This window comes from Rheinheimera sp. MM224 (assembly GCF_947090785.1).
Taxonomy (GTDB): Bacteria; Pseudomonadota; Gammaproteobacteria; order Enterobacterales; family Alteromonadaceae; genus Pararheinheimera.
Genome location: NZ_OX352320.1, coordinates 1,104,687 through 1,124,470, shown reverse-complemented (window position 1 = coordinate 1,124,470; position 19,784 = coordinate 1,104,687). Strand labels below are relative to the sequence as shown.

Sequence of the window (19,784 nt, the reverse complement as noted above, 5' to 3'; positions counted from 1 at the left end):
CGATACCCGAACCGCAATCATTGATCACCAGCCATTAAGAATGAGCAGATTATGAATTTTACCGATATTTTTATTAAAAAGCCTGTGCTGGCTATAGTGGTCAGCCTGCTGATATTGCTGGCTGGTTTCCAGTCGATGAGCAATATGACGGTACGACAGTACCCACGTTCAGATATAGCTGTAATAAGAATTACCACAGCTTATATAGGTGCCAACGCTGACTTAGTCCGTGGTTTTATTACCACTCCTATAGAGCGTGCTATAGCCTCAGCTGGTGGTATCGACTACATCGAATCACAAAGCACCATGGGCGTATCAACCGTAATAGCACATTTGCATCTGAACTATGACCCACTCAAAGCGATGACAGAAATCAGCGCCAAGGTGAATCAGGTGCGTGGTGATTTACCCCCTGAAGCCGAAGTGCCAGCTATTGCTATCGAAGCTGCCGACAGTCAGTTTGCCGCGGCTTACTTAAGCTTTAGCTCAGATATTCTGGAGCAAAACCAGATCACTGAGTTTTTAACCCGCTCAGTGCAACCTCGTTTAATTGCCATTAGTGGTGTGCAAAAAGCAGATATTCTCGGTGGCCGTACCTTCGCAATGCGTGTCTGGCTTAAACCAGAACGTATGGCGGCTTTAGGTATTACCGCCTCAGACGTGCGTACAGCGCTGACTGACAATAATATTCAGGCCACTATAGGCCAGACCCGTGGTGCTTACACTCAGGTAAATTTACGCGCCAACACAGATATGAAAGGTGTGGACGAGTTTAAACGCATGATTTTACGCCAGAATGGCGAAGGTATTGTGCGTTTATCTGACGTAGCTGATGTGGTTTTAGGCGCTGATGATTACAACACGGACGTTAACTACTCAGGCGAAACCGCAGTATTTATGGGTGTATTTGTCGCGCCTAACGCCAACTCTCTGGATGTGATTAAAGCCGTCACCAAAGAGATGGAACTGATTAAAGCTGACTTGCCCAGTGGTTTAACAGGTGAAGTGTCTTACGACGCCACTAAATACATTGAAGCTGCTATTGATGATGTTGTAAAAACGCTGGCTGAAACTTTACTGATTATCGTCGTAGTCATCTTCCTGTTTTTGGGTTTCAGCCGCTCGGTGCTTATTCCTATTATTGCCATACCGCTGTCACTGATTGGTGCCATGTTTATTATGAAAGTCTTTGGCTTCTCATTAAACCTGCTGACCTTGTTGTCGATCGTGTTGTCTGTGGGTCTGGTGGTGGATGACGCCATCGTTATGGTGGAGAACATTGAACGCCATATTCAAAACGGCCTGAAGCCATTCAAAGCAGCATTAGTCGCAGCCCGCGAACTGGGTGGCCCTATTATTGCGATGACAGTAACGCTGATTTCGGTGTATGTGCCTATAGGTTTGCAAGGTGGTTTAACCGGTACTTTGTTCCGCGAGTTTGCTATTACACTGGCGGGTGCCGTGGCTATTTCCGCTATAGTAGCTATTACGCTGTCGCCTATGATGGCATCGCGTATGTTAAAACCTCACACCAGCAACAAAGCGCCACTGGATGCTATTTTCAACCGCTTCCAGCATTTCTACAGCCGTAAACTGGAAAGCAGTTTAAATAACAGATCCGGTGTCTATGTGTTCTGGATTGGCATCATGCTGCTCTGTGTACCTTTGTATAGCATGTCACCCAAAGAGTTGGCGCCTGTGGAAGATCAGGGCGTTATCTTCGGTATTGTTGACTCACCAGCCAATGCGACAGTCGATCAGTCGTCTTATTACGGCAAATACGTCAACGAAGCTTTTATGTCAGTGCCAGAAACCGACTTTACCTTCCAGATCACCTTCCCTACCGGTGGTTTTGGCGGCATGGTCACCAAACCCTGGTCAGAACGTGAACGCACCGTGTTTGAAGTGATGCCGGAAGTACAGCAAAAGCTGGCGCAAATTTCAGGGGTACGGATATTACCTATTACTCCACCTTCGTTACCTGGTGGTGGTAATTTCCCGGTTGAGTTTGTCATTGCTTCTACCGCTGAATCTAAAGAGATTTATGACTATGCATTAAAACTGGAAAAAGTGATGCGTGAAAGTGGCATATTCCCGTTCCAAGTCATTGATATGAAAGTGGATCAGCCGGAGTATCAGCTGAACATCGACCGCGACAAAGTGGCCGATTTAGGCCTGAATATGCGGGACGTAGTGCAGGATTTAGGCACCTTGTTAGGCGGCGGTTACGTCAATCGTTTTAACATGTCAGGCCAAAGCTACAAAGTAGTGCCACAAGTGAAACGGATGGAGCGTTTAACACCTGATGATTTAACCAACCTCTATATCAAAGGTCCGCAGGATCAGATGATACGGGTCGATCAAATCGCCAGCCTGACGCACAGCACTGTGCCACGCAGTATCAACCGTATGCAGCAACTGAACGCAGTGAAAATCAGTGGTGTGACTATTAAACCATTGGATGAAACTTTAACCTTCCTCGAAACTGAAGCGAAAAAGTTACTGCCAAGTAGTTATTCTATTGATTACACAGGTGAATCCCGTCAGTTAAAACGTGAAGGCAATACCTTCCTGCCGGCCTTTACTCTGGCCGTGACTATGATTTTCCTGGTGCTGGCGGCTCAATACAACAGCTTCCGTGACCCTATCGTTATTTTGTTAGGTTCGGTGCCTCTGGCTCTGTTTGGTGCGCTAGTCTTTACCTTCCTGAAAATCCCGGCTCCTATGCCATTTTTCACCGACGGTTTTACCAGTACGCTCAATATCTATTCGCAGGTGGGGTTAGTCACACTGATAGGTTTGATTGCGCGTAACGGTATTCTGGTGGTGGAATTTGCTAATAAGCTGCAGGAACAAGGCAAATCCAAGCTGGACGCCATTCGTGAAGCTTCAGTGTTGCGTTTACGCCCTGTGATGATGACCAGTATCGCGACTATCGCAGGTCACACTCCGCTGATCTTTGCCGAAGGTGCAGGCGCTGCGGCCCGTAACTCTATAGGTATAGTCTTGGTGCTGGGTATGACCATTGGTACTCTGATGACGCTTTTTGTCTTACCTTCTGTCTATATGCTGATCGCAAAAGATCACAGTCATGACAAGGTGATAGATGAAGAGGATGACGAAGAAGACCATCAGGTGAAACCGGCTTAACATCGTCTGGTTCAACGAAGGGCTAACACAAGTTAGCCCTTTTTATTAAGATAATAGCGATTCAAATTCTTGTGGTGATACAGCTTTTGACCATAAGTACCCCTGAGCACAGCTACAACCTGCCTGCTGCAGTAATACCAGACTTTGATTGTCTTCCACCCCTTCAGCCACTGTATGCAAACCTAAGCTGGTTGCCAGTTGAATAATACCGTTCACTAAGGCGAGGTCTTTGTCGTTTTGCCCGATACGGGCGACAAAGGAGCGGTCTATTTTTAAACTGCTCAGGCTAAACTGGCTTAAATAACCAAGATTAGAATAACCAGTACCAAAATCATCAATAGCAAAACGTACGCCCAAGGCGGACAACTGCTCAATTTGTTGTTTCACCAAAGCCGTGTCATCAATTAGTACAGATTCTGTCAGCTCCAGCTCCAACAAATGTGCAGCCAAGCCTGTGTCATTGAGTACTTGTGTTACTACTGCTGGTAAGTCAGCTTGCTTAAACTGCATAGCCGAAATATTGACAGCAATACCTAAAGCAAAACCCGACTGTTGCCATAACATAGCCTGAGCACAAGCGCGCTGCAGTACAAATAAGCCAAGCTCCTGAATTAAGCCTGTCTCCTCAGCCAGAGGTATAAACACATCGGGCGGAATGGCACCTAACTCTACGTCAGTCCAGCGTAATAAAGCCTCAGCACCACTGATGGTGTTGGTTTTTAAATCATAAGTTGGTTGATAAGCCACTGTAAAAAGCTGTTGTTTTACCGCAACACGTAAACGCATCATCAGGTTAAATTTATCCAGCTGCTGCTGTTCCATCTCGGCCTGATACCAGCAAAACCTGTTACGCCCCATCTTCTTCGCCTGATACATTGCTGTATCTGCTTTTTTGCATAGCAGATGAAAATCTGTACCATCTGCAGGTGACAAGGTGACACCGATAGAAGCCGACAGCTGGATTTTATGCTGCTGCACTAAAAACTCCTGCTGACAGCTTTGCAATAAATTGCGGATACGTTGTTCCAGTTGTGCGAAATCTTGCCACTGGCTTAAAATCACCACAAACTCATCGCCACCAAAGCGACTCAGTACATCCTGCTCTGATAATTGCTGCTGTAACAAAGAAGCCAGCTTTTGCAGTACTTCATCACCGGCCTGATGCCCTAGTGCATCGTTAATAGGTTTGAAGTTATCTAAATCAATAAATAACAAAGCCACAGACTGCTGTGTGCTATTGGCTATGGCACGTCGAAAACCAAGTTCACATTGAGTTCGGTTCACCAGCCCTGTCAGAGGGTCATGTTGAGCCAATCGCTGAATTTCCAGCTGAGAGGCCACTACCCTTTCATTTTCCTGCTTTAACTGCAGCAGCACATCTTTGGTATCGCGGGCAATCAGCCTCATGGTTAAACCACTGACCAACAATAAAATATTTAAGGTGATAAAAGAGTTGAAAGTCGGTCTTGGCGGGCTAAATTCCAGCCAACCATACAAAGTGGCTAACGCCAGAGCAGAACAAAACAGCAGAATAAAACCAAATAACTGTAAGTAAAAACGCCGATCGCTGTACATAGCGGCATAAGCCAGCACCAGCGGATACCCAAGCAGCATCAAGTCAAAAATACCTAAGTTGATACTGATCAGACTGCTGATCATTAACGTCAGCAGCCACAATAAGCTTGCGGTAGCAAACCGGACTTTCCCTTGCTGCAATAGCAAAAGCGTGGAAACTAAAGCAACTGCAGCTACCAACAAAATAGCCGTAGACAAAGGACCAGAGAACAAAGCACCACACAGAACAGCCACAAGGCATATCCAGACCACTTGTTTTAGTCGCTTCAATCGCATGCCTGTGACTAAGGTGCCATCAGAACCTGCTGAAAATTCAAATAAGGTCCACTGCTTCATATCATGCCTTGCTTCTGCATTCCAACACCATACCGTTTCGGGAAACGATAAAACCTGCAATACCAGGATGAATAATCAGAATACCAGACTGCTAACAAATTAATACAGTCAGAACCCAGTTAATTTGTTAGAGCTATGGTTTCTGATTTTTCCTGCGTAAACAAAAACACCGGCACTAAGTCCGGTGTTTTGATGTTTCATTTATGCAGTTGACTTACATGCTGTAGCGAACACCTAGAGCAAAAGTGCGGCTGTACAAGGCGGTACCAAAGTTGCCTGTAGTGGCATTATTGCCATAGTAGCTCTGATACAGTTCGTTGGTCAGGTTAGTACCATCCAGTGTCACTTCAAACTGTTCTGTCAGTTTGTAGCTTAACTGGAAGTCCATACTGGCTTCAGACTTGCGACGCATTTCTAAAGGGTTAGCAAACAAAGCCGCCTCATAGTTAGCCAGGAAACCTTCACGCCAGGAGTAAGATAATCTCATGCCCAGATCGTTTTTGTCATAGGCCAGCACTACGCTGTAAGACGAATCAGACACGCCGAACAGATCGGTATCTTTGTAGCCAGTGATTTCGCCTTCACTATTGGTGTCAGGTGTAGTTTGTTGTGAGGACAAGCGGGTATAACTGGCCTGCACACCAAAACCATCCAAAGCTTGTGGTAAATAGTCAGGGAACCAGACTAAACCAATTTCAGCACCTGACAACTCGCCATTAGAGGCGTTGTATGGCTGCGTCAGCACAAACTTGTAAGGTGTTGGATCTGTCGCTGATTTTGGCGCTGTGACAGATCGGCGGAAGCCGACAACAAAACCATCAATATCACGTTTGAACAAAGTACCGTACAGTGAGCTGGATTCGGCAAAATACCACTCCAATGACAGATCGTAGTTTTTGGACTCTGTAGGTTTTAAATCCGGATTACCGCCACCAGCAGTGCCATAACCTATACCTGTCACGTCTTCGTTATAGATGATCAACGGATTTAAATCACCAAAGCCCGGATAACGTAAAGTTTCGGTATAAGCGGCGCGGGCCTGCAGATCGTCCGTTAACTGATAACGCATACTCAGACTTGGCAGAATTTTACGGGTTTTGCTTTCGCCTGCAGTGGAAGGCTGAACTGTACCTGGCGCGCTTTCCTGCCAGAACATTGAATCTGTATCTATGCCGGTATAACGGGCACCAATTTCACCATTTAACACTCGGCCCGCCACTTCAGTTTCAAATTTGCTCTGCAAATACAAAGATAAAGTGGTGGCGTCTATATCAAAAGAACGCTGTAAATCCAGCTTATTCATGCCGTACATAGTTCGGAACTGGTCGGCATTATCACGAATGTAATAGCCATTCGCGACAGCCCACGACCCTGGAACCTGAGCTTCACCATCCATAAATCCACTGTTGATTGAAGCAAGACCATCAATAGTGCCAACATTCACAGCACCGCCGCAGCAGCGATCCTGACGGCTAAAGGAGGTGGTAGCACCACGTTTGTCATAACGTACACCAGTTTCCACTGTGGTGAAAAAACCATCCATAGCGTAGGTTAAATCTGAGGTAAAAGTAACAGCATCACCTACATCGCTGTTGGCATTGTCATACATACTATCAGTCCGATACGCGGATGGATCGGCCATACTGGATTCATCTACAGCGGCCGTTGCAGGATTGTCTTCAAAGTTGAAGCCCGGAATACCACCATTTTCATTAAAGTCGACATTAAGCTTGTAGTTATTGCCAGGACGGACAAAACGCATAGCAAAAAAGTCGCTGCTGTATTCACTGTCCTGATATACAAGTTCAGATTTCAGCGTCATTACATCCGACAATTCCCACTTTCCACCAAAGGCATGCAGATAACTATCAGTTTTACCTGTAGATAAATCACCGCTGGTAAAAACCCATGGGTCATTTACAGAACGGGATTTCACAATATTGGTGCCGGGATGAAATACCACGTTGGCAGAAGCAGCGGCCTGAGAGGGTGTCATATTTTCATAACTACCCCACGCGTCAGCAAAAGAGAACAACAAACTGTTAAAACCTTCGTTACGGAAACCGTTATAAAACGACTCAAACACATATTCAGACTTTTCATTGGGCGCAAACTGCAAAGAAATATTCGCCGCAGGACGCTCACGTTTACCGTTATAGTCGCTCTGGAAAATAGCATCGCGGCCCAACATATAAGGTGTAGCAATTCCATTGACATTAAAAGTTGAACCTGCTGCGGAAGGTAAACCATTGAGCAAACCCGCTTGCCAGATTGGATTTTCAACTACACCATCAGTTTCAGGCCATACCCGTTCATAGGGTGTAAAAGGTGCAGTAGGATTCGCCGTCATAAAAGGAACCATAGCGCCTGCAGTCACACTTTGATCACGATAACGCATTCTGGAATAAGAGATATTCACCAAGGCACCAAACTGACCAGAATCCAACTCCCAGTTGTTGCTGGCTAAAGCGCTGAAGGTGGGATTAATTTCTTCATTTTGTTCGGTATAAATACCTCGGGCATTGGCAATAAACTTAGCGCCGTCAAAATCAAAAGGCCTGTGGGTTTTTACATCGATAGAGCCTGCAATGCCACTTTCAATCTGACTGGCAGAACGGGTTTTATACACGTCGACCTGTTTTAATAAACTGGCAGGGATATCCTGCAGAGCAACAGCTGTGCCCGATGCAGTAAAAATATTGCGGCCATTGACTGTAGTGGTGATGTCACTTAAACCACGAATAGAGACCGCTGCTATTTCTCCCGATTGACGATTGGTTACCTGCACACCAGTAACACGTTGCAGTGATTCAACCACGTTGTTATCCGGAAACTTGCCGATATCTTCTGCCACTATGGCGTCAACTATTTGTTCGTTGTGACGTTTGACACCCAGCGCCTTATTCAGGCTGCCACGAATGCCTTTCACTTCAATTATTTCTAATTCTGTTGCTTTGTTATCTTCTTGCGCTGCAGTAACTGGCTGGCTTAACAGAACAATAGCCATAGACACCGCACTGCTTAAGACGGATCGCTTAAACATGAGCTTCTTCTCCCCTTGTCGTGGTTTTATTACACCTTCCCGGCCAAAACACAGCAGACCTTCGAGGCATTTTTTTATCATTTCTCAAATCATGCTATTGTATGATTAATAGCCTGTCAACTAATGAGCAGAGAAATTTTCAGTCCCACGAATGAATACCTATAACGGAAAACCCTTCTGTATTACCGCCTAATTTGCACCTATATCAACTACAACCTATAGTCTTAGCTGCCCGCCAGTCACTGAACACTCAGAATTGATCAGGGCAAATGAATCAGTTATGCAAAAAACAGCTTTTGATAAGTAACATCCGAAACACCAACTGGAGAAATCATGAGTATTGTTAATCCGCAAATTACCGACGCAGTGACCCAAACTAATACCACTGTTCTGAGCAATGCCCCCTCTCAGGCGATAGCAACCTTGTACCAGCTCAGCGCTCATGCTCTGGGTCTCGCCATGCATAACGCAGTCAGCAATCAGCAAAACCTGAATCAGCTGAATCCGGCTATTGTGGCTCAGGCTGTGAAGTTGCTGAAAAGCTAAGCAAGGACCAACACACTATGAGTACCACAACACAAGATAATACCCACTCAGATCCGGAGCATATTGCAGCTCAAATCGATGCAGCCTATCAGCATCTGATCCAGGCCAATCCTCAGCTTGCCAAAGGTGCAGTTAGGTTAATGGCTCATCAGACGGCAGCGTTAATGCTGGAAGATATGCGTTCGTTTCTGCAGGGTAGTGAACAAATGCTGTTGCTGGCTTTGGCCAAAGCAGCACAACTGGCCACCCAGGAAAAAACGGCTGAGCAGGGCAAAGTTGCGTTAGCTTCAGTCACTGAAGCGCTGCAGGGTTTAACTTTGTTTGCCAGGGAGATATCTTCTGCAGCAAGCTCTGTCGCCACAGTCTTTGATGAGCAGACAACCACCAAACAAGCTAAAGCAGCGAGCTCAGGCTCATAACCAAATCAAACAGCAGTGCTGACCGCCTATGCCGTCAGCGCATCGTCATAAAAGGAAAGTTAAAATGGCCGAAACAGTTAACAGTCAAATCACAGATGCAGTGACCCAAAGTAATGTCAAAGTTGTAGGCGAAGCTCCGGCAATGGCTATGGGTACTTTGTATCAAAGCATGGCGCACTCAACAGGGATCATGTTTGAAAATGCAGTTAATACTCAAAATCAGCAAAACATTCTGGCTCAGGCAGCGACCACTCAGGGCGTAATGCAGATTTACAGTGTGGACACTGTATCGGATGCAATAGCTGTTAAAGACATGCAGGCGCCTGCAAAGACTTAGAAGAACAAAACTCAGGCTGCAGAAGGCTGCAACCTGAGTGTTTTTGTATTAGTAATCACTTTTTATCACTCAGATTCAACCATCGGAATTAACCCGAAAACATTTTATTTTGAACCAGGTTATATTTTTTAACAACAGCGGGTTGCAGCAAAAAAGCTTTGAGTTGCTCCACTGTAGTTTTCACATGATCGACCTGCCAATGTGCTGCTTCAGCCTGGCTGCCAGACCATAATTCACAGGTAGACAACCTATTCCGCTCTGTGGTGCAGGCCAAAATTTCATAACTTTCGCAGCCTTCATCCTGCAAAGAGTTGTTGGCCAGAGTAGTTAAAAGCAACCTGGCTTCGTCAATGTATTGTGGCTGAACTAACAACTCTGCTGTGACATAAAGTTTTTCCATCTCGATTTCCTTAAATGCATTCCGTGTTGCTGCATTCAAATAGCGGCTACATCAGGCACTGCGCTTGATCACTAAAAATACGCCTACGATCATCATGGCCAAACCTACTAAACGTTTGCCATCTAACAAAGATTGCTGTGCTCCCAAAAGTCCATAGTGATCAATCAGGCTAATGGCGATCAGTTGCCCCAGCAGCACAAACGAAATGGCATTGCCTACACCATATTGAGGAGCCACCCAGGTGACGCTTAAGACATAAAAAGCCACCAGTAATCCTCCCAGATAAAAATACCAGGGGATGTTGGCGCGAAATATACTGGTTGGTAATCCTTCTGTTTTTAACAAAAAAGCAGCAGATAGGGCAAAACCGACAAAAAATAACAACGCAGTCGCCAGCGCTGAACTGCCAAGCTTAGCCCCCAAATGGCTATTTAACGCCGCCATCACAGGTATACCTATGCCAGCTGTCAGCATCAGGGTTGGAAATAACAAATTGCTCGCCATGACTTTAAACTCCGGGATTAAATAAGAGGTTCCGCAGCAATTAAGCTACGGAACCTCAAATCATTCAGTTGCTTAACTGCTTGACCATGGCTTTGGCTACATCATGAGCACTGGCCGGATTCTGGCCTGTAATAACACGGCCACTTTCAATCACAAACACCTGCCACGGCTGCACTTTGCGGTATTGCGCAGCAGCACGGGTTAAGGATTCTTCCATCAAATATGGAATATCATTAATAGTGCCGTAGTCGATTTCCTCTTCGCGAGTAAAGCCAGTGAGAATGTGACTTGCCAGCAATTTTTCACCTGAACTTAAAGTGACAGGCAACAAAGCTGCAGGGCCATGACATACGGCACCTATCACCCCGCCATTCTCATAATGAGATGCCGCTAGTTTGGCGAAATCTTCATTACTCGCCAGATCCGATAACAAGCCAAAACCACCAGGGTAAAAAATGGCGTCGTAGTCTTCGATGTTCAGCTGATGCACAGGCACAGTGTTATTCATCTGATTCTGAAAGTTGATATCACTCAGAACCTGACTGTTCACTTCATCGCCTTCGATGTCAGTGCCATAAATCGGTGCTTTACCGCCTTGAATCGACGCAATTTCATAGTCCAGCCCGCTTTGGGTAAACACATGCAGTGCATGCGTTAGCTCAGGCGAGTATGTGCCATTGGCTTTGTCGGTGGTGCCCAAAGTGGCATGGTTAGTTACAACTATCAGTACTTTTTTCATGATGATTTCCTTTGTTTAACGGTTGATGTTTTGGCAACGGAATTAGTTTATTTCTTTTCTCAGGAGATGATAATTAGGTAATATGACAAATCATCTTTGCTGTACAGCAACAATCATTCAAAGGAATACAGATGGACAGCTTTGAGGGCTTAATTGAATTTGTCGCTGTGGCTGAAGGACAAGGTTTTTCCAGTGCAGCAAAACGCTTAGGATGCAGCGTCAGTCATGTCAGCCGACAGGTATCCCGGCTTGAACAGCGTTTAGGCTCAGCCTTGCTCGCCCGCACTACCCGTCAAATCAGCTTAACCAAAGCCGGATTAACCTACTATCAGCAGTGCAAAGATCTGATCAATGGCCTCGAGCAAGCCAATGAACAAGTCAGTTCCCAGCAATTTCAGGTCAGTGGTACTTTGCGTGTCAGTGGTGCCGGCCCCTTTGCCGAGCAGTTTGTCGCTCCGGTATTAATGTCTTTTGCGGAGCAACACCCCAACCTGACCATTGAAATGGATTTTAATACCCGCATGGTAAATTTTGTCGATGACGGTTTTGATTTCGCTATTCGTTATGGCGAGTTAAATGACTCTAATCTGGTGGCAAGAAAACTGGCCAACAGGCCTATGATGGCAGTCGCAAGCCCTGACTATCTAAAGCAACATGGCACACCAAAACATCCGGCCCATTTAAAAAATCATCAATGTATTATTTCCAATAATGACCATTGGCTGTTCAACAATGCCGGCACTGCGGAAAGCATCAAAGTCAGCGGACGCTGGCGCAGTAATAATGCTCACGCCGTTGTGATGGCCGCAGAGCGCGGATTAGGTATTGCCTATATGCCGAAAAGCAGTTTCAAAGCTGCAGTTGAACAAGGCAGCTTAGTCCCTGTGCTGGAGCATTATTGGGGCAAAGGTGCCAACAGCTGGATTGTGTATCAGAACAAAAGATTTTTGCCGCTGCGGGCAAGGCTGGCCATTGATTACTTAGTGCAACATTTTGCGGATTGGGCTGAGTAACGCAGCAAAATCGCAGAAAAAAGCCAGCGCTGAGGCTGGCTTGCTTTGGGGAGGATTTAAGGCTGCAGCGATTTATCCCGTATCGCTTTAAACTCTTTACCAGGTAACCAATTAGGCCAGCTTTGGCTGTTCGCCACCTCTAAACCTACCTGATAAAACAGGAATAAATCCTGCTGTGAACCCCGTAAATCCCAGTTCGGATCAAACTCGTCGTTCACTTTATGGTAGTAATCCGTGACGTAGTTTTTGCGTTGCTGTAAGCCCCAGTCTTTGCCGTTGGCTACGCTGTCGATACCACCACGGGCATACAACATAGGCACGCCTTTTTTCGCCAGATTAAAGTGGTCTGAACGGTAATAAAAACCATCCTGTGGTGTAGGTTCTGGTGCTATGTAGCGGTTTTGCGCTTTGGCATATTTGGCCAGAATGGGTTCCAGCTCTGAGCTGCCATAACCAAATACCATCACATCACGCATAGGGCCGTAGACATTCATAATGTCCATATTGATACCGGCCACAGTTTTATTGACCGGAAACAGTGGATGTTCGGCATACCAGCGTGAACCTAACAAACCCCGCTCTTCAGCTGTGACCGCCACAAAGGCTATAGAACGCTCTGGTGCCGGGCCTTGTTTAAACTTCTCAGCCAGCGCTAATAAACCAGCAATACCACCGGCATTATCCTGAGCACCGTTAAAAATTTTGTCATCGCTGCGGCTGAAATCCAGACCAAAATGGTCCCAATGCGCCATGTAAATCACGGCTTCATCCGGCTTTTTGCTGCCTGGAATAAAACCTATCACGTTGTTGGAGTCAATTTCGCGTAAGTTGTTTTTGATGCTGATACTGGCTTTGGCATTCAGTGGTATAGCCTTAAAATCAGGCTTTAAGGCTTTGGCTTTCATCTCTTTTAAGCTACTGCCATTGGCGGCAAATAAACGCTCGGCCGCATCCAAAGATAACCAGCCTTCCACCTGAGCTTTGTGCATGTTTTTATTAGCATCAGCCAGTTCAAAACGAATTGGGCTGGTGCCAGCGACTACATTCCAGCCATAACTGGCCGCTTCGGTTTCATGCACTATCAACAGCATAGCTGCGCCCTGTCGGGCCGCTTCTTCGTATTTGTAAGTCCAGCGACCGTAATAGGTCATGGCATTACCGGTGAACAGGGCTGGATCCTGAGTGGCAAACCCCGGATCGTTCACCAGCACTACCACTGTTTTACCTTTTACATCTAAATCTTTGTAATCGTTCCAGTTGTATTCAGGCGCCACTATGCCGTAACCGGCAAATACCATCTCGCTGTTTTCGACCTTAATTTCTGGCTGCATACGGGTCGACCAGGCCATCATATCGGTTTTGTATACCAGATCAGCAGCTGTTTTATCGCCGGTTAAAGTCATGCTGGAGACAGCCACAGGGTCAATTTGTACTACCGGCACAGCCTGACGGTAACTGCCGTCTTTGTAAGCCGTTAAACCTAAACGTTTAAATTCAGTTTCAAGGTAAGCAACAGTGCGCTTTTCACCCTCGGTGGCAGGAGCCCGGCCCTGCATTTCATCCGACGCTACTTTTTCAAAATAGCGGGAAAAATTGGCGTTAAAGTCGATTTGAACTAAAGGTTTATCAGCAGCATGCACTGCAAATACAGAGGTCAGAGCGACAAGGCTCCATATCTTCTTCATGTTGTATTCCTTAAAAACAGGTCTGTTCATAGGCCAATAAAAACAAGGCAAAACAGTAATTCTGCCCTAAGATCAGCGAATCAATAGCACATTAGGCAGACGGGCCTAAAGTAGCTTATTCACAACTAAATGCAGTTAAATCGAGCTGTTTTTCATGCTCTCCGTAATAGTCTGTATGCTCTATCATCAATAAATTCTCTTTCTGGTAAAACCTGAATTCCCCCAGCCAATCCAGTTTGGCTATTGGATGCAGCGTATAGAAACCATAGTTATCACGGCAAATGTAAGAAAAATAATGATAGGACTTGCCCATAGCGCCAGCATCAGAGGTATACACATAAATATTGCCATTTTCACGGTGAAATTGCGCGGTGGAGCCCAAAAGCAGATAGAAAAAACACACCAAAGTAAGCATAAGGCTATGGAGAGCACCAACTATGATCACAGGTATTTTTAGGTAGTTAAACACAGGAGGAGCATCTGCTTTAAGTAGCAGTTTTAAACCTGCCAGAGTAAGCAGCAACTTCACCGGGATCAGATAAACACTAATCTGATGCATCAAGAAGGGACTGTTCCAGCCCAGACCCAGCGCATTGCCCAGAAACAAGCTTTCAAGCAATGGTAAAATAACGAGCAGGTAAGGGATCAAAAGTGATTTTTTCATTAAATATCAATCGACGTCCGTGTTTGTGGCCTTACTTCAATGAAAAAAGCACTCATCAAAATGGGGCCAGATCATATTTTAAAGATCTGCCCCATTTTTAATTTACTTCACAGCTAACGAAGCATCACGTATGGCGCGGAACTCGCGGCCTTCAAACCAGTTTGGCCACTGATCAGAGTTTGCCAGTTCATTACCTACCTGATAAAACACATTCATGTCCTGCTGTATGCCACGTAGATCCCAGCTGTCGTTAAATTCGTCAGCTGCTTTGTGGTAACAGCAGACGTTGTATTCTTTCTTCTGAGCTGCGCCCCACTCTTTGCCATGTTCAAAACTGTCGATACCACCTTTAGCGTACAACATAGGCACGCCAACTTTGGCCAGATTGAAGTGGTCTGAGCGGTAGAATGAACCGTGCTCAGGACTTGGCTCAGGAGCCACATAACGACCTTGTTGTTCAGTGTATTTAGTCAGCAGGTTTTCCAGCTCTGAGTTGTTATGTCCAACCACCACCATATCTTTCATCGGACCATAGACGTTCATCACGTCCATATTGATACCGGCGACAGTTTTTTGCAGCGGGAATACCGGATGAGCGGCATACCAGGCTGAACCTAATAAACCACGTTCTTCAGCAGTTACAGCAAGGAAAGCGACTGAGCGTTTTGGCTTCGGCTGTTTAGCAAAATGTTCAGCCAGAGCTATCACAGCAGCTGTGCCACTGGCGTTGTCTTGTGCACCGTTAAAGACTTTGTCTTTTGGATTGGAGAAATCCACACCCAAGTGATCCCAGTGGCCCATATAAAGTACCACTTCGTCTGGTTTTTCTGAACCTTCGATATAACCCATCACGTTATTTGACGTCAGTTCACTGATATTGTTTTTCACTGAAACCGAAGCTTTTACACCCATAGGCACAGGGGCAAAGTCTTTGCTCAGCGCTTTTTGACGCATAGTTTCAATGTCAGTGCCCATAGAAGCAAACAGCTGCTGCGCAGACTCAGTAGTCAGCCAACCTTCTACTTTGGATCTGTCCATATTTTTATTTGGATTAATCAGATCAAACTTAGTAGGCGAACCACCCGCTATCACCTGCCAGCCATAAGAAGCAGGTTCAGTTTCGTGGATGATCAAGGCCATGGCAGCACCCTGACGGGCCGCTTCTTCGTATTTATAAGTCCAGCGACCGTAATAAGTCATGGCATTGCCGGTAAAGAGGTTTGGATCCTTAGTGGCGAAACCCGGATCGTTCACAAACATCACCACGGTTTTGCCTTTTACGTCCAGACCTTCGTAGTCGTTCCAGTCGTATTCTGGCGCTACTATGCCGTAACCGACAAAGACTAACTCGCTGTCTTTGACTTCAACCTGTTCCGTCACTTGCGTGGTCCAGGCCATCATTTGTTCTTTGTATTTCAGTTCAGCATTGAGCTTATCGCCCGCTAATTTCAGGCCAGACACTTCTTTAGGATCAATACGCACTAAAGACACAGGCTGCAGGTAACTGTCGCCATTAATACCTTTGAGGCCAATACGTTTAAATTGCTCTGAGATGTAGTTAATAGTTTTTTCTTCGCCTGGGGTTGCAGGCATACGCCCCTGAAATTCATCAGAAGCCAGAGTTTTTAAGTAGTCTTTATAAGCTGAGTTAAACTCAGTCCCAACCAAAGCACTGGTTGCTTTGGCGGGTTCAACTGCTGCAGTGCTGGCTGTTTGTTCCTGTTCAGCTGGTTTAGAACAAGCTGTTAAGGTTAAAGTGGCCATCACGGTCAGCGTTGTGGCTGAAAACCAAAATTGTGGTTTCATAACACTCCCGATTTATTATTGTTTTGTATATTGATATAAACTGACTCTTCGATACTAACCAAGCTAGCTGCGACTGACCAGAGCAGTTATCGCAACTTTTGCCCCATTAGCGGTGATTTCGCCGTCAATTGCGTTATTTTTCTTCTCCCCAGTTGGCTTTTGGTAAAGCAACAGCTTTGCTTAAGTCAAAATCAACCCGAAATTCACGGCCTTCGCGGGTTAAGCGGTAGCTGAAACTTTCATTAGGGTATAAGTACATATGCCAGGTGTTGCCGACTGATTGTGGTGTTTTGGTTTTGATAAAGAGGTTTTTTGAATAGTCATCTGCCGGAAAACTCTGAGCTTCAGCCCAACCTGCTGTAGAAGTATGGCCACCGTACAGAGTAGACTGATCATCTGTGCCATCTTCATGCTTATGTTGGTGCTGCAGCTGCAGGCCAGTGTCGGTTTTGGTAATAATCCAGGTGCGGGAGCGGTTTTCACCAACGACAAAAGGCACCTGAATTTGTGTGTCGCTGCAATCGCGCACATGCATCACCATATCGCCACTAAAAGCCGGGCTTGGTTGGTTATCCACTGTAGTTTTGCCAGCAAAAGCTTTACCACAAAGGGCTTTTAACTGGTCAAAAAATTGCAGTTGCGCCTGGCTTGGTGCAGCAGAAACAGACCATGAAGCAAGACTGGCTGTAATAGTAGCGGTGATAGAAAAGGCGTTGATAAATAATGTTTTTTTAGTTATTTGCATCCGTGGACTCCTTTTTTTCGTAGCCGCACTATACCTTTATTAATCGCCATAACGCAAAAGCGCGGCTACTCAGGAAAACTTATGCAAAATTTAATAGACGCTAAATTACTGATGAAAGTATTTAGCAAAGTAGAGCAACAAGGCGTGGCAGTGGACACCACTTTTGGTAAAGGTTTTGAGCTGGACGGTATGACCATTGCCAGTGGTTTTGATGGCTACGATTTGTATTTCGTGGCTGATGAAGTGACTGTCACTTTAGGTTTTCACCAGAAATATCATATAGATGCCAAAGACGAAGAACATATAGACCGCTTTATCCAGCGCTTAAAGCGGATAGAAGCTAAATAACCAACTGACTCTTTGAATGCTCTGGTTATGAAAACGTATGCAGTAAAAAAGCCTGACAGAGTGGCTGTGTTAGCATAAGGAAAAACGACATGGAAACAGACGAAGATGCAATTTCCTATTTATGCCAAAAGCAGCCCGATCAAAACATGGCTGTTCAGCGCCTTTGCTTTAGCTGTATTGGCTTCCTGCGGTAAAGCACCAGTGCAAAACCAGACGCCATCCACTGAAGTAAAAAAAGCGGCAGAACAACCAGTGCAGGCCAAACCACAAGCCGAACAGGCCGCAGGCAAAGTGGTGGTGTATCAGATGTTCACCCGCTTATTCGGCAATACCAACACCAGCAATCAGCCCTGGGGCACTGCGGAACAAAACGGTGTCGGTAAATTTAACGATATTAACGAAGCAGCACTGAAAGGCATTAAAGAGCTGGGTGCTAGTTATGTCTGGTATACCGGTATTTTGCACCATGCAGTCATTAGAGATTACAGCGCTTATGGCATAAGCCATGACGACCCGGATGTAGTCAAAGGCCGCGCTGGTTCACCTTATGCGGTCAAAGACTATTACAGTGTCAACCCGGATTTAGCAGTGGATCCGGCCAAACGACTGCAGGAATTTCAGGCGCTGATAAACCGCACTCATGCAGAGGGTTTAAAGGTCATTATTGATATAGTGCCAAACCATGTGGCACGGCATTATAAATCCTTAGACAAACCTGCAGGCATTGAAGATTTTGGTGCCAATGACGACACCAGCGTTGAATACAAACGTGACAACAACTTCTATTACGTACCAGGTCAACCGTTTCAGGTACCAGTAGCACAAAACGGTTATCAGGCTTTGGGCGGCGAAGCTCATCCACTGAGCGACGGAAAATTTGACGAAAACCCGGCCAAATGGACAGGCAATGGCTCACGTTTAGCTCAGCCAGATTTTAACGACTGGTATGAAACCGTTAAAGTAAACTACGGTGTTAAGCCAGACGGCAGCTACGATTTTGATCGCTTACCTGTCGACTTCGCCGATAAATCAGTGCAAGAACACGCCGCCTTCTGGCAAGGCAAAGACGTGCCTAATTCCTGGCTGAAATTTCGCGATATCGCCTTCTACTGGCTGGATAAAGGCGTAGATGGTTTCCGTTTTGATATGGCTGAAATGGTGCCGGTCGAATTCTGGAGCTTTTTAAACTCCAGCATTAAAACCAAGAATCCAAATGCCTTTTTATTGGCAGAAGTCTATAACCCCATCTTATACCGCGACTATATTCGCCTCGGAAAAATGGATTACCTGTACGACAAAGTGGAAATGTACGACAGCTTAAAGCTGGTGATGCAAGGCAAAGGCAGTACTGATGCTATTGCCAGCGTGCAAAAAGGCATGGCGGATATTGAACACCATATGCTGCACTTTTTAGAAAACCACGACGAGCAACGTATTGCTGCGCCTGAATTTGCCGGTGATGCCAACAAAGCCAAACCCGCTATGGTAGTGTCAGCCTTAATCAGCAGCTCTCCGACTATGTTGTATTTTGGTCAGGAAGTCGGTGAAACCGGAGCTTTAGATTCTGGTTTTGGCGATCCAAGCCGCACTACTATCTTTGACTACGCAGGCGTACCCGCTCATCAAAACTGGCTCAATGACGGCAAATTTGATGGTGGCAAACTGACGGCAGAACAAAAGCAACTGCGTGAGTTTTACACCAAATTAATGAGCTTATCGGCAACTGAAGCTGTATTTAACGGCGCTTATCAGGAGCTGCATAGCATCAATAAAGCTACTCCAGGTTATAGCGATAAAACCTACGCCTTCGCCCGTTTTAACGAGAAAACCAAAGTGATAGTCGCCAGTAACTTCGCCACGACGGCCACAAGTTTTGCACTGAAATTGCCTGCAGATTTGCTGCAGCAATGGCAGTTAGGTAAAGGCGATTATGAGCTAAAAGACCTGTTGTCTGAACACAAAGCATCTTTAAAAGTGACAGGCGATACTGCTTCAGTGCAGATTGAACTGGCACCGCTGGAGTCTGTGGTATTGAAATTTTGATGGGTTGATTTGATTTCTTTTTTTAATCTAAAAGGCGCCGATGGCGCCTTTTTTATGCATTAAATAGTCTGACGACTATTTTTGATCCCAACCAATAACTTCATCATCCTCTAAAGTAATTTTTAGAGCGTAGCGATTCTTACCTGTTGGCTTGTATTTCCAGACTTCTTTTGTTTTGGTTTTTAACACTTTTTGATCCACATCCTGAGGCCGCCCTAACGAATCAATAAGCTGTCCCTTTGTTTGTCCCTGCCAAAACATGTTACTCATTATTTTATCTACGAGCCTTGCATCACCATATTTTTTTATTAGGTTCTGTCGTTTTAATTTTATTTGACGATAGTGATTAAATATCGAAAATCCAACAATACCCAGAATTATCCACCAGTACCATTCCATGCTTGCTATCTCCCGTGCACTTATTAGCTTTT

The 19,784-nt window shown here is 45.6% G+C and carries 17 protein-coding genes; 7 read left to right on the top strand and 10 right to left on the bottom strand.

The features are described from left to right. Positions 1-51 precede the first annotated feature (51 nt). Positions 52-3,150, top strand: a complete 3,099-nt coding sequence (locus OM978_RS05255; RefSeq protein WP_264345845.1) for an efflux RND transporter permease subunit — start codon at positions 52-54, stop codon at positions 3,148-3,150. 45 nt (positions 3,151-3,195) lie between these two features. Here OM978_RS05255 and OM978_RS05250 read toward each other — a convergent pair whose 3' ends face one another. Beyond that, positions 3,196-5,061, bottom strand: a complete 1,866-nt coding sequence (locus OM978_RS05250; RefSeq protein ID WP_264345844.1) for a putative bifunctional diguanylate cyclase/phosphodiesterase — start codon at positions 5,059-5,061, stop codon at positions 3,196-3,198. A 214-nt stretch (positions 5,062-5,275) separates the two neighbouring features. Beyond that, positions 5,276-8,104, bottom strand: a complete 2,829-nt coding sequence (locus OM978_RS05245; RefSeq protein WP_264345843.1) for a TonB-dependent receptor — start codon at positions 8,102-8,104, stop codon at positions 5,276-5,278. A 333-nt stretch (positions 8,105-8,437) separates the two neighbouring features. Between OM978_RS05245 and OM978_RS05240 the strand changes: the two genes are divergently transcribed. From OM978_RS05240 to OM978_RS05230, 3 genes are all read left to right on the top strand, one after another. Further along, the gene (locus tag OM978_RS05240; protein ID WP_233010398.1) at positions 8,438-8,650 is read left to right on the top strand and encodes a RebB family R body protein; all 213 of its coding nucleotides are present in this window, start codon (positions 8,438-8,440) and stop codon (positions 8,648-8,650) included. 17 nt (positions 8,651-8,667) lie between these two features. Continuing rightward, complete coding sequence (locus tag OM978_RS05235) at positions 8,668-9,069, top strand: hypothetical protein (protein WP_264345842.1); 402 nt, start codon at positions 8,668-8,670, stop codon at positions 9,067-9,069. Positions 9,070-9,133: 64 nt separating this feature from the next. Next, complete coding sequence (locus tag OM978_RS05230) at positions 9,134-9,406, top strand: RebB family R body protein (protein WP_264345841.1); 273 nt, start codon at positions 9,134-9,136, stop codon at positions 9,404-9,406. 88 nt (positions 9,407-9,494) lie between these two features. Here the strand turns inward: OM978_RS05230 and OM978_RS05225 are convergent, their stop codons facing one another. The 3 genes from OM978_RS05225 to OM978_RS05215 form a co-directional block, all read right to left on the bottom strand. Further along, complete coding sequence (locus tag OM978_RS05225; protein WP_264345840.1) at positions 9,495-9,806, bottom strand: putative quinol monooxygenase; 312 nt, start codon at positions 9,804-9,806, stop codon at positions 9,495-9,497. 51 nt (positions 9,807-9,857) lie between these two features. Beyond that, positions 9,858-10,310, bottom strand: a complete 453-nt coding sequence (locus OM978_RS05220) for a DMT family transporter (protein WP_264345839.1) — start codon at positions 10,308-10,310, stop codon at positions 9,858-9,860. Positions 10,311-10,374: 64 nt separating this feature from the next. Further along, on the bottom strand, positions 10,375-11,049 hold the full coding sequence (locus tag OM978_RS05215) for a type 1 glutamine amidotransferase domain-containing protein (protein WP_264345838.1): 675 nt from the start codon (positions 11,047-11,049) through the stop codon (positions 10,375-10,377). Positions 11,050-11,180: 131 nt separating this feature from the next. On the opposite strand from OM978_RS05215, the gene OM978_RS05210 reads away from it, so the two are divergent. Continuing rightward, positions 11,181-12,062, top strand: a complete 882-nt coding sequence (locus OM978_RS05210; protein ID WP_264345837.1) for a LysR family transcriptional regulator — start codon at positions 11,181-11,183, stop codon at positions 12,060-12,062. Between the two features lie 56 nt (positions 12,063-12,118). Here OM978_RS05210 and OM978_RS05205 read toward each other — a convergent pair whose 3' ends face one another. The 4 genes from OM978_RS05205 to OM978_RS05190 form a co-directional block, all read right to left on the bottom strand. Continuing rightward, a complete protein-coding gene (locus tag OM978_RS05205) occupies positions 12,119-13,747 on the bottom strand; it encodes a M28 family metallopeptidase (RefSeq protein WP_264345836.1) in 1,629 nt (542 codons plus the stop codon). 115 nt (positions 13,748-13,862) lie between these two features. Further along, positions 13,863-14,411: a hypothetical protein gene (locus tag OM978_RS05200; protein WP_264345835.1), complete on the bottom strand. Its 549-nt coding sequence runs from the start codon at positions 14,409-14,411 to the stop codon at positions 13,863-13,865. Between the two features lie 102 nt (positions 14,412-14,513). After that, positions 14,514-16,217: a M28 family metallopeptidase gene (locus OM978_RS05195; protein ID WP_264345834.1), complete on the bottom strand. Its 1,704-nt coding sequence runs from the start codon at positions 16,215-16,217 to the stop codon at positions 14,514-14,516. A gap of 133 nt (positions 16,218-16,350) precedes the next feature. Next, a complete protein-coding gene (locus tag OM978_RS05190; RefSeq protein ID WP_264345833.1) occupies positions 16,351-16,962 on the bottom strand; it encodes a hypothetical protein in 612 nt (203 codons plus the stop codon). Positions 16,963-17,043: 81 nt separating this feature from the next. On the opposite strand from OM978_RS05190, the gene OM978_RS05185 reads away from it, so the two are divergent. Continuing rightward, positions 17,044-17,310 carry a DUF3081 domain-containing protein gene (locus tag OM978_RS05185; protein WP_264345832.1) on the top strand — a complete coding sequence of 89 codons (267 nt, stop codon included), beginning with the start codon at positions 17,044-17,046 and terminating at the stop codon, positions 17,308-17,310. Between the two features lie 105 nt (positions 17,311-17,415). After that, positions 17,416-19,353 (top strand): alpha-amylase family protein, encoded by a 1,938-nt coding sequence (locus OM978_RS05180; RefSeq protein WP_264345831.1) that lies wholly within the window; start codon positions 17,416-17,418, stop codon positions 19,351-19,353. Positions 19,354-19,428: 75 nt separating this feature from the next. On the opposite strand, the gene OM978_RS05175 is transcribed toward OM978_RS05180, so the two are convergent. Then, the gene (locus OM978_RS05175) at positions 19,429-19,752 is read right to left on the bottom strand and encodes a hypothetical protein (RefSeq protein WP_264345830.1); all 324 of its coding nucleotides are present in this window, start codon (positions 19,750-19,752) and stop codon (positions 19,429-19,431) included. Between the last annotated feature and the right edge of the window lie 32 nt (positions 19,753-19,784).

Bases quoted from the DNA above. Each gene is read 5' to 3' on its own strand.
- OM978_RS05210 (WP_264345837.1), top strand. From the start codon at position 11,181: ATGGACAGCTTTGAGGGCTTAATTGAATTTGTCGCTGTGGCTGAAGGA.
- OM978_RS05190 (WP_264345833.1), bottom strand. From the start codon at position 16,962: ATGCAAATAACTAAAAAAACATTATTTATCAACGCCTTTTCTATCACC.
- OM978_RS05230 (WP_264345841.1), top strand. From the start codon at position 9,134: ATGGCCGAAACAGTTAACAGTCAAATCACAGATGCAGTGACCCAAAGT.
- OM978_RS05180 (WP_264345831.1), top strand. From the start codon at position 17,416: ATGCAATTTCCTATTTATGCCAAAAGCAGCCCGATCAAAACATGGCTG.
- OM978_RS05235 (WP_264345842.1), top strand. From the start codon at position 8,668: ATGAGTACCACAACACAAGATAATACCCACTCAGATCCGGAGCATATT.
- OM978_RS05240 (WP_233010398.1), top strand. From the start codon at position 8,438: ATGAGTATTGTTAATCCGCAAATTACCGACGCAGTGACCCAAACTAAT.
- OM978_RS05205 (WP_264345836.1), bottom strand. From the start codon at position 13,747: ATGAAGAAGATATGGAGCCTTGTCGCTCTGACCTCTGTATTTGCAGTG.
- OM978_RS05245 (WP_264345843.1), bottom strand. From the start codon at position 8,104: ATGTTTAAGCGATCCGTCTTAAGCAGTGCGGTGTCTATGGCTATTGTT.
- OM978_RS05200 (WP_264345835.1), bottom strand. From the start codon at position 14,411: ATGAAAAAATCACTTTTGATCCCTTACCTGCTCGTTATTTTACCATTG.
- OM978_RS05195 (WP_264345834.1), bottom strand. From the start codon at position 16,217: ATGAAACCACAATTTTGGTTTTCAGCCACAACGCTGACCGTGATGGCC.
- OM978_RS05215 (WP_264345838.1), bottom strand. From the start codon at position 11,049: ATGAAAAAAGTACTGATAGTTGTAACTAACCATGCCACTTTGGGCACC.
- OM978_RS05225 (WP_264345840.1), bottom strand. From the start codon at position 9,806: ATGGAAAAACTTTATGTCACAGCAGAGTTGTTAGTTCAGCCACAATAC.
- OM978_RS05255 (WP_264345845.1), top strand. From the start codon at position 52: ATGAATTTTACCGATATTTTTATTAAAAAGCCTGTGCTGGCTATAGTG.
- OM978_RS05250 (WP_264345844.1), bottom strand. From the start codon at position 5,061: ATGAAGCAGTGGACCTTATTTGAATTTTCAGCAGGTTCTGATGGCACC.
- OM978_RS05185 (WP_264345832.1), top strand. From the start codon at position 17,044: ATGCAAAATTTAATAGACGCTAAATTACTGATGAAAGTATTTAGCAAA.
- OM978_RS05220 (WP_264345839.1), bottom strand. From the start codon at position 10,310: ATGGCGAGCAATTTGTTATTTCCAACCCTGATGCTGACAGCTGGCATA.
- OM978_RS05175 (WP_264345830.1), bottom strand. From the start codon at position 19,752: ATGGAATGGTACTGGTGGATAATTCTGGGTATTGTTGGATTTTCGATA.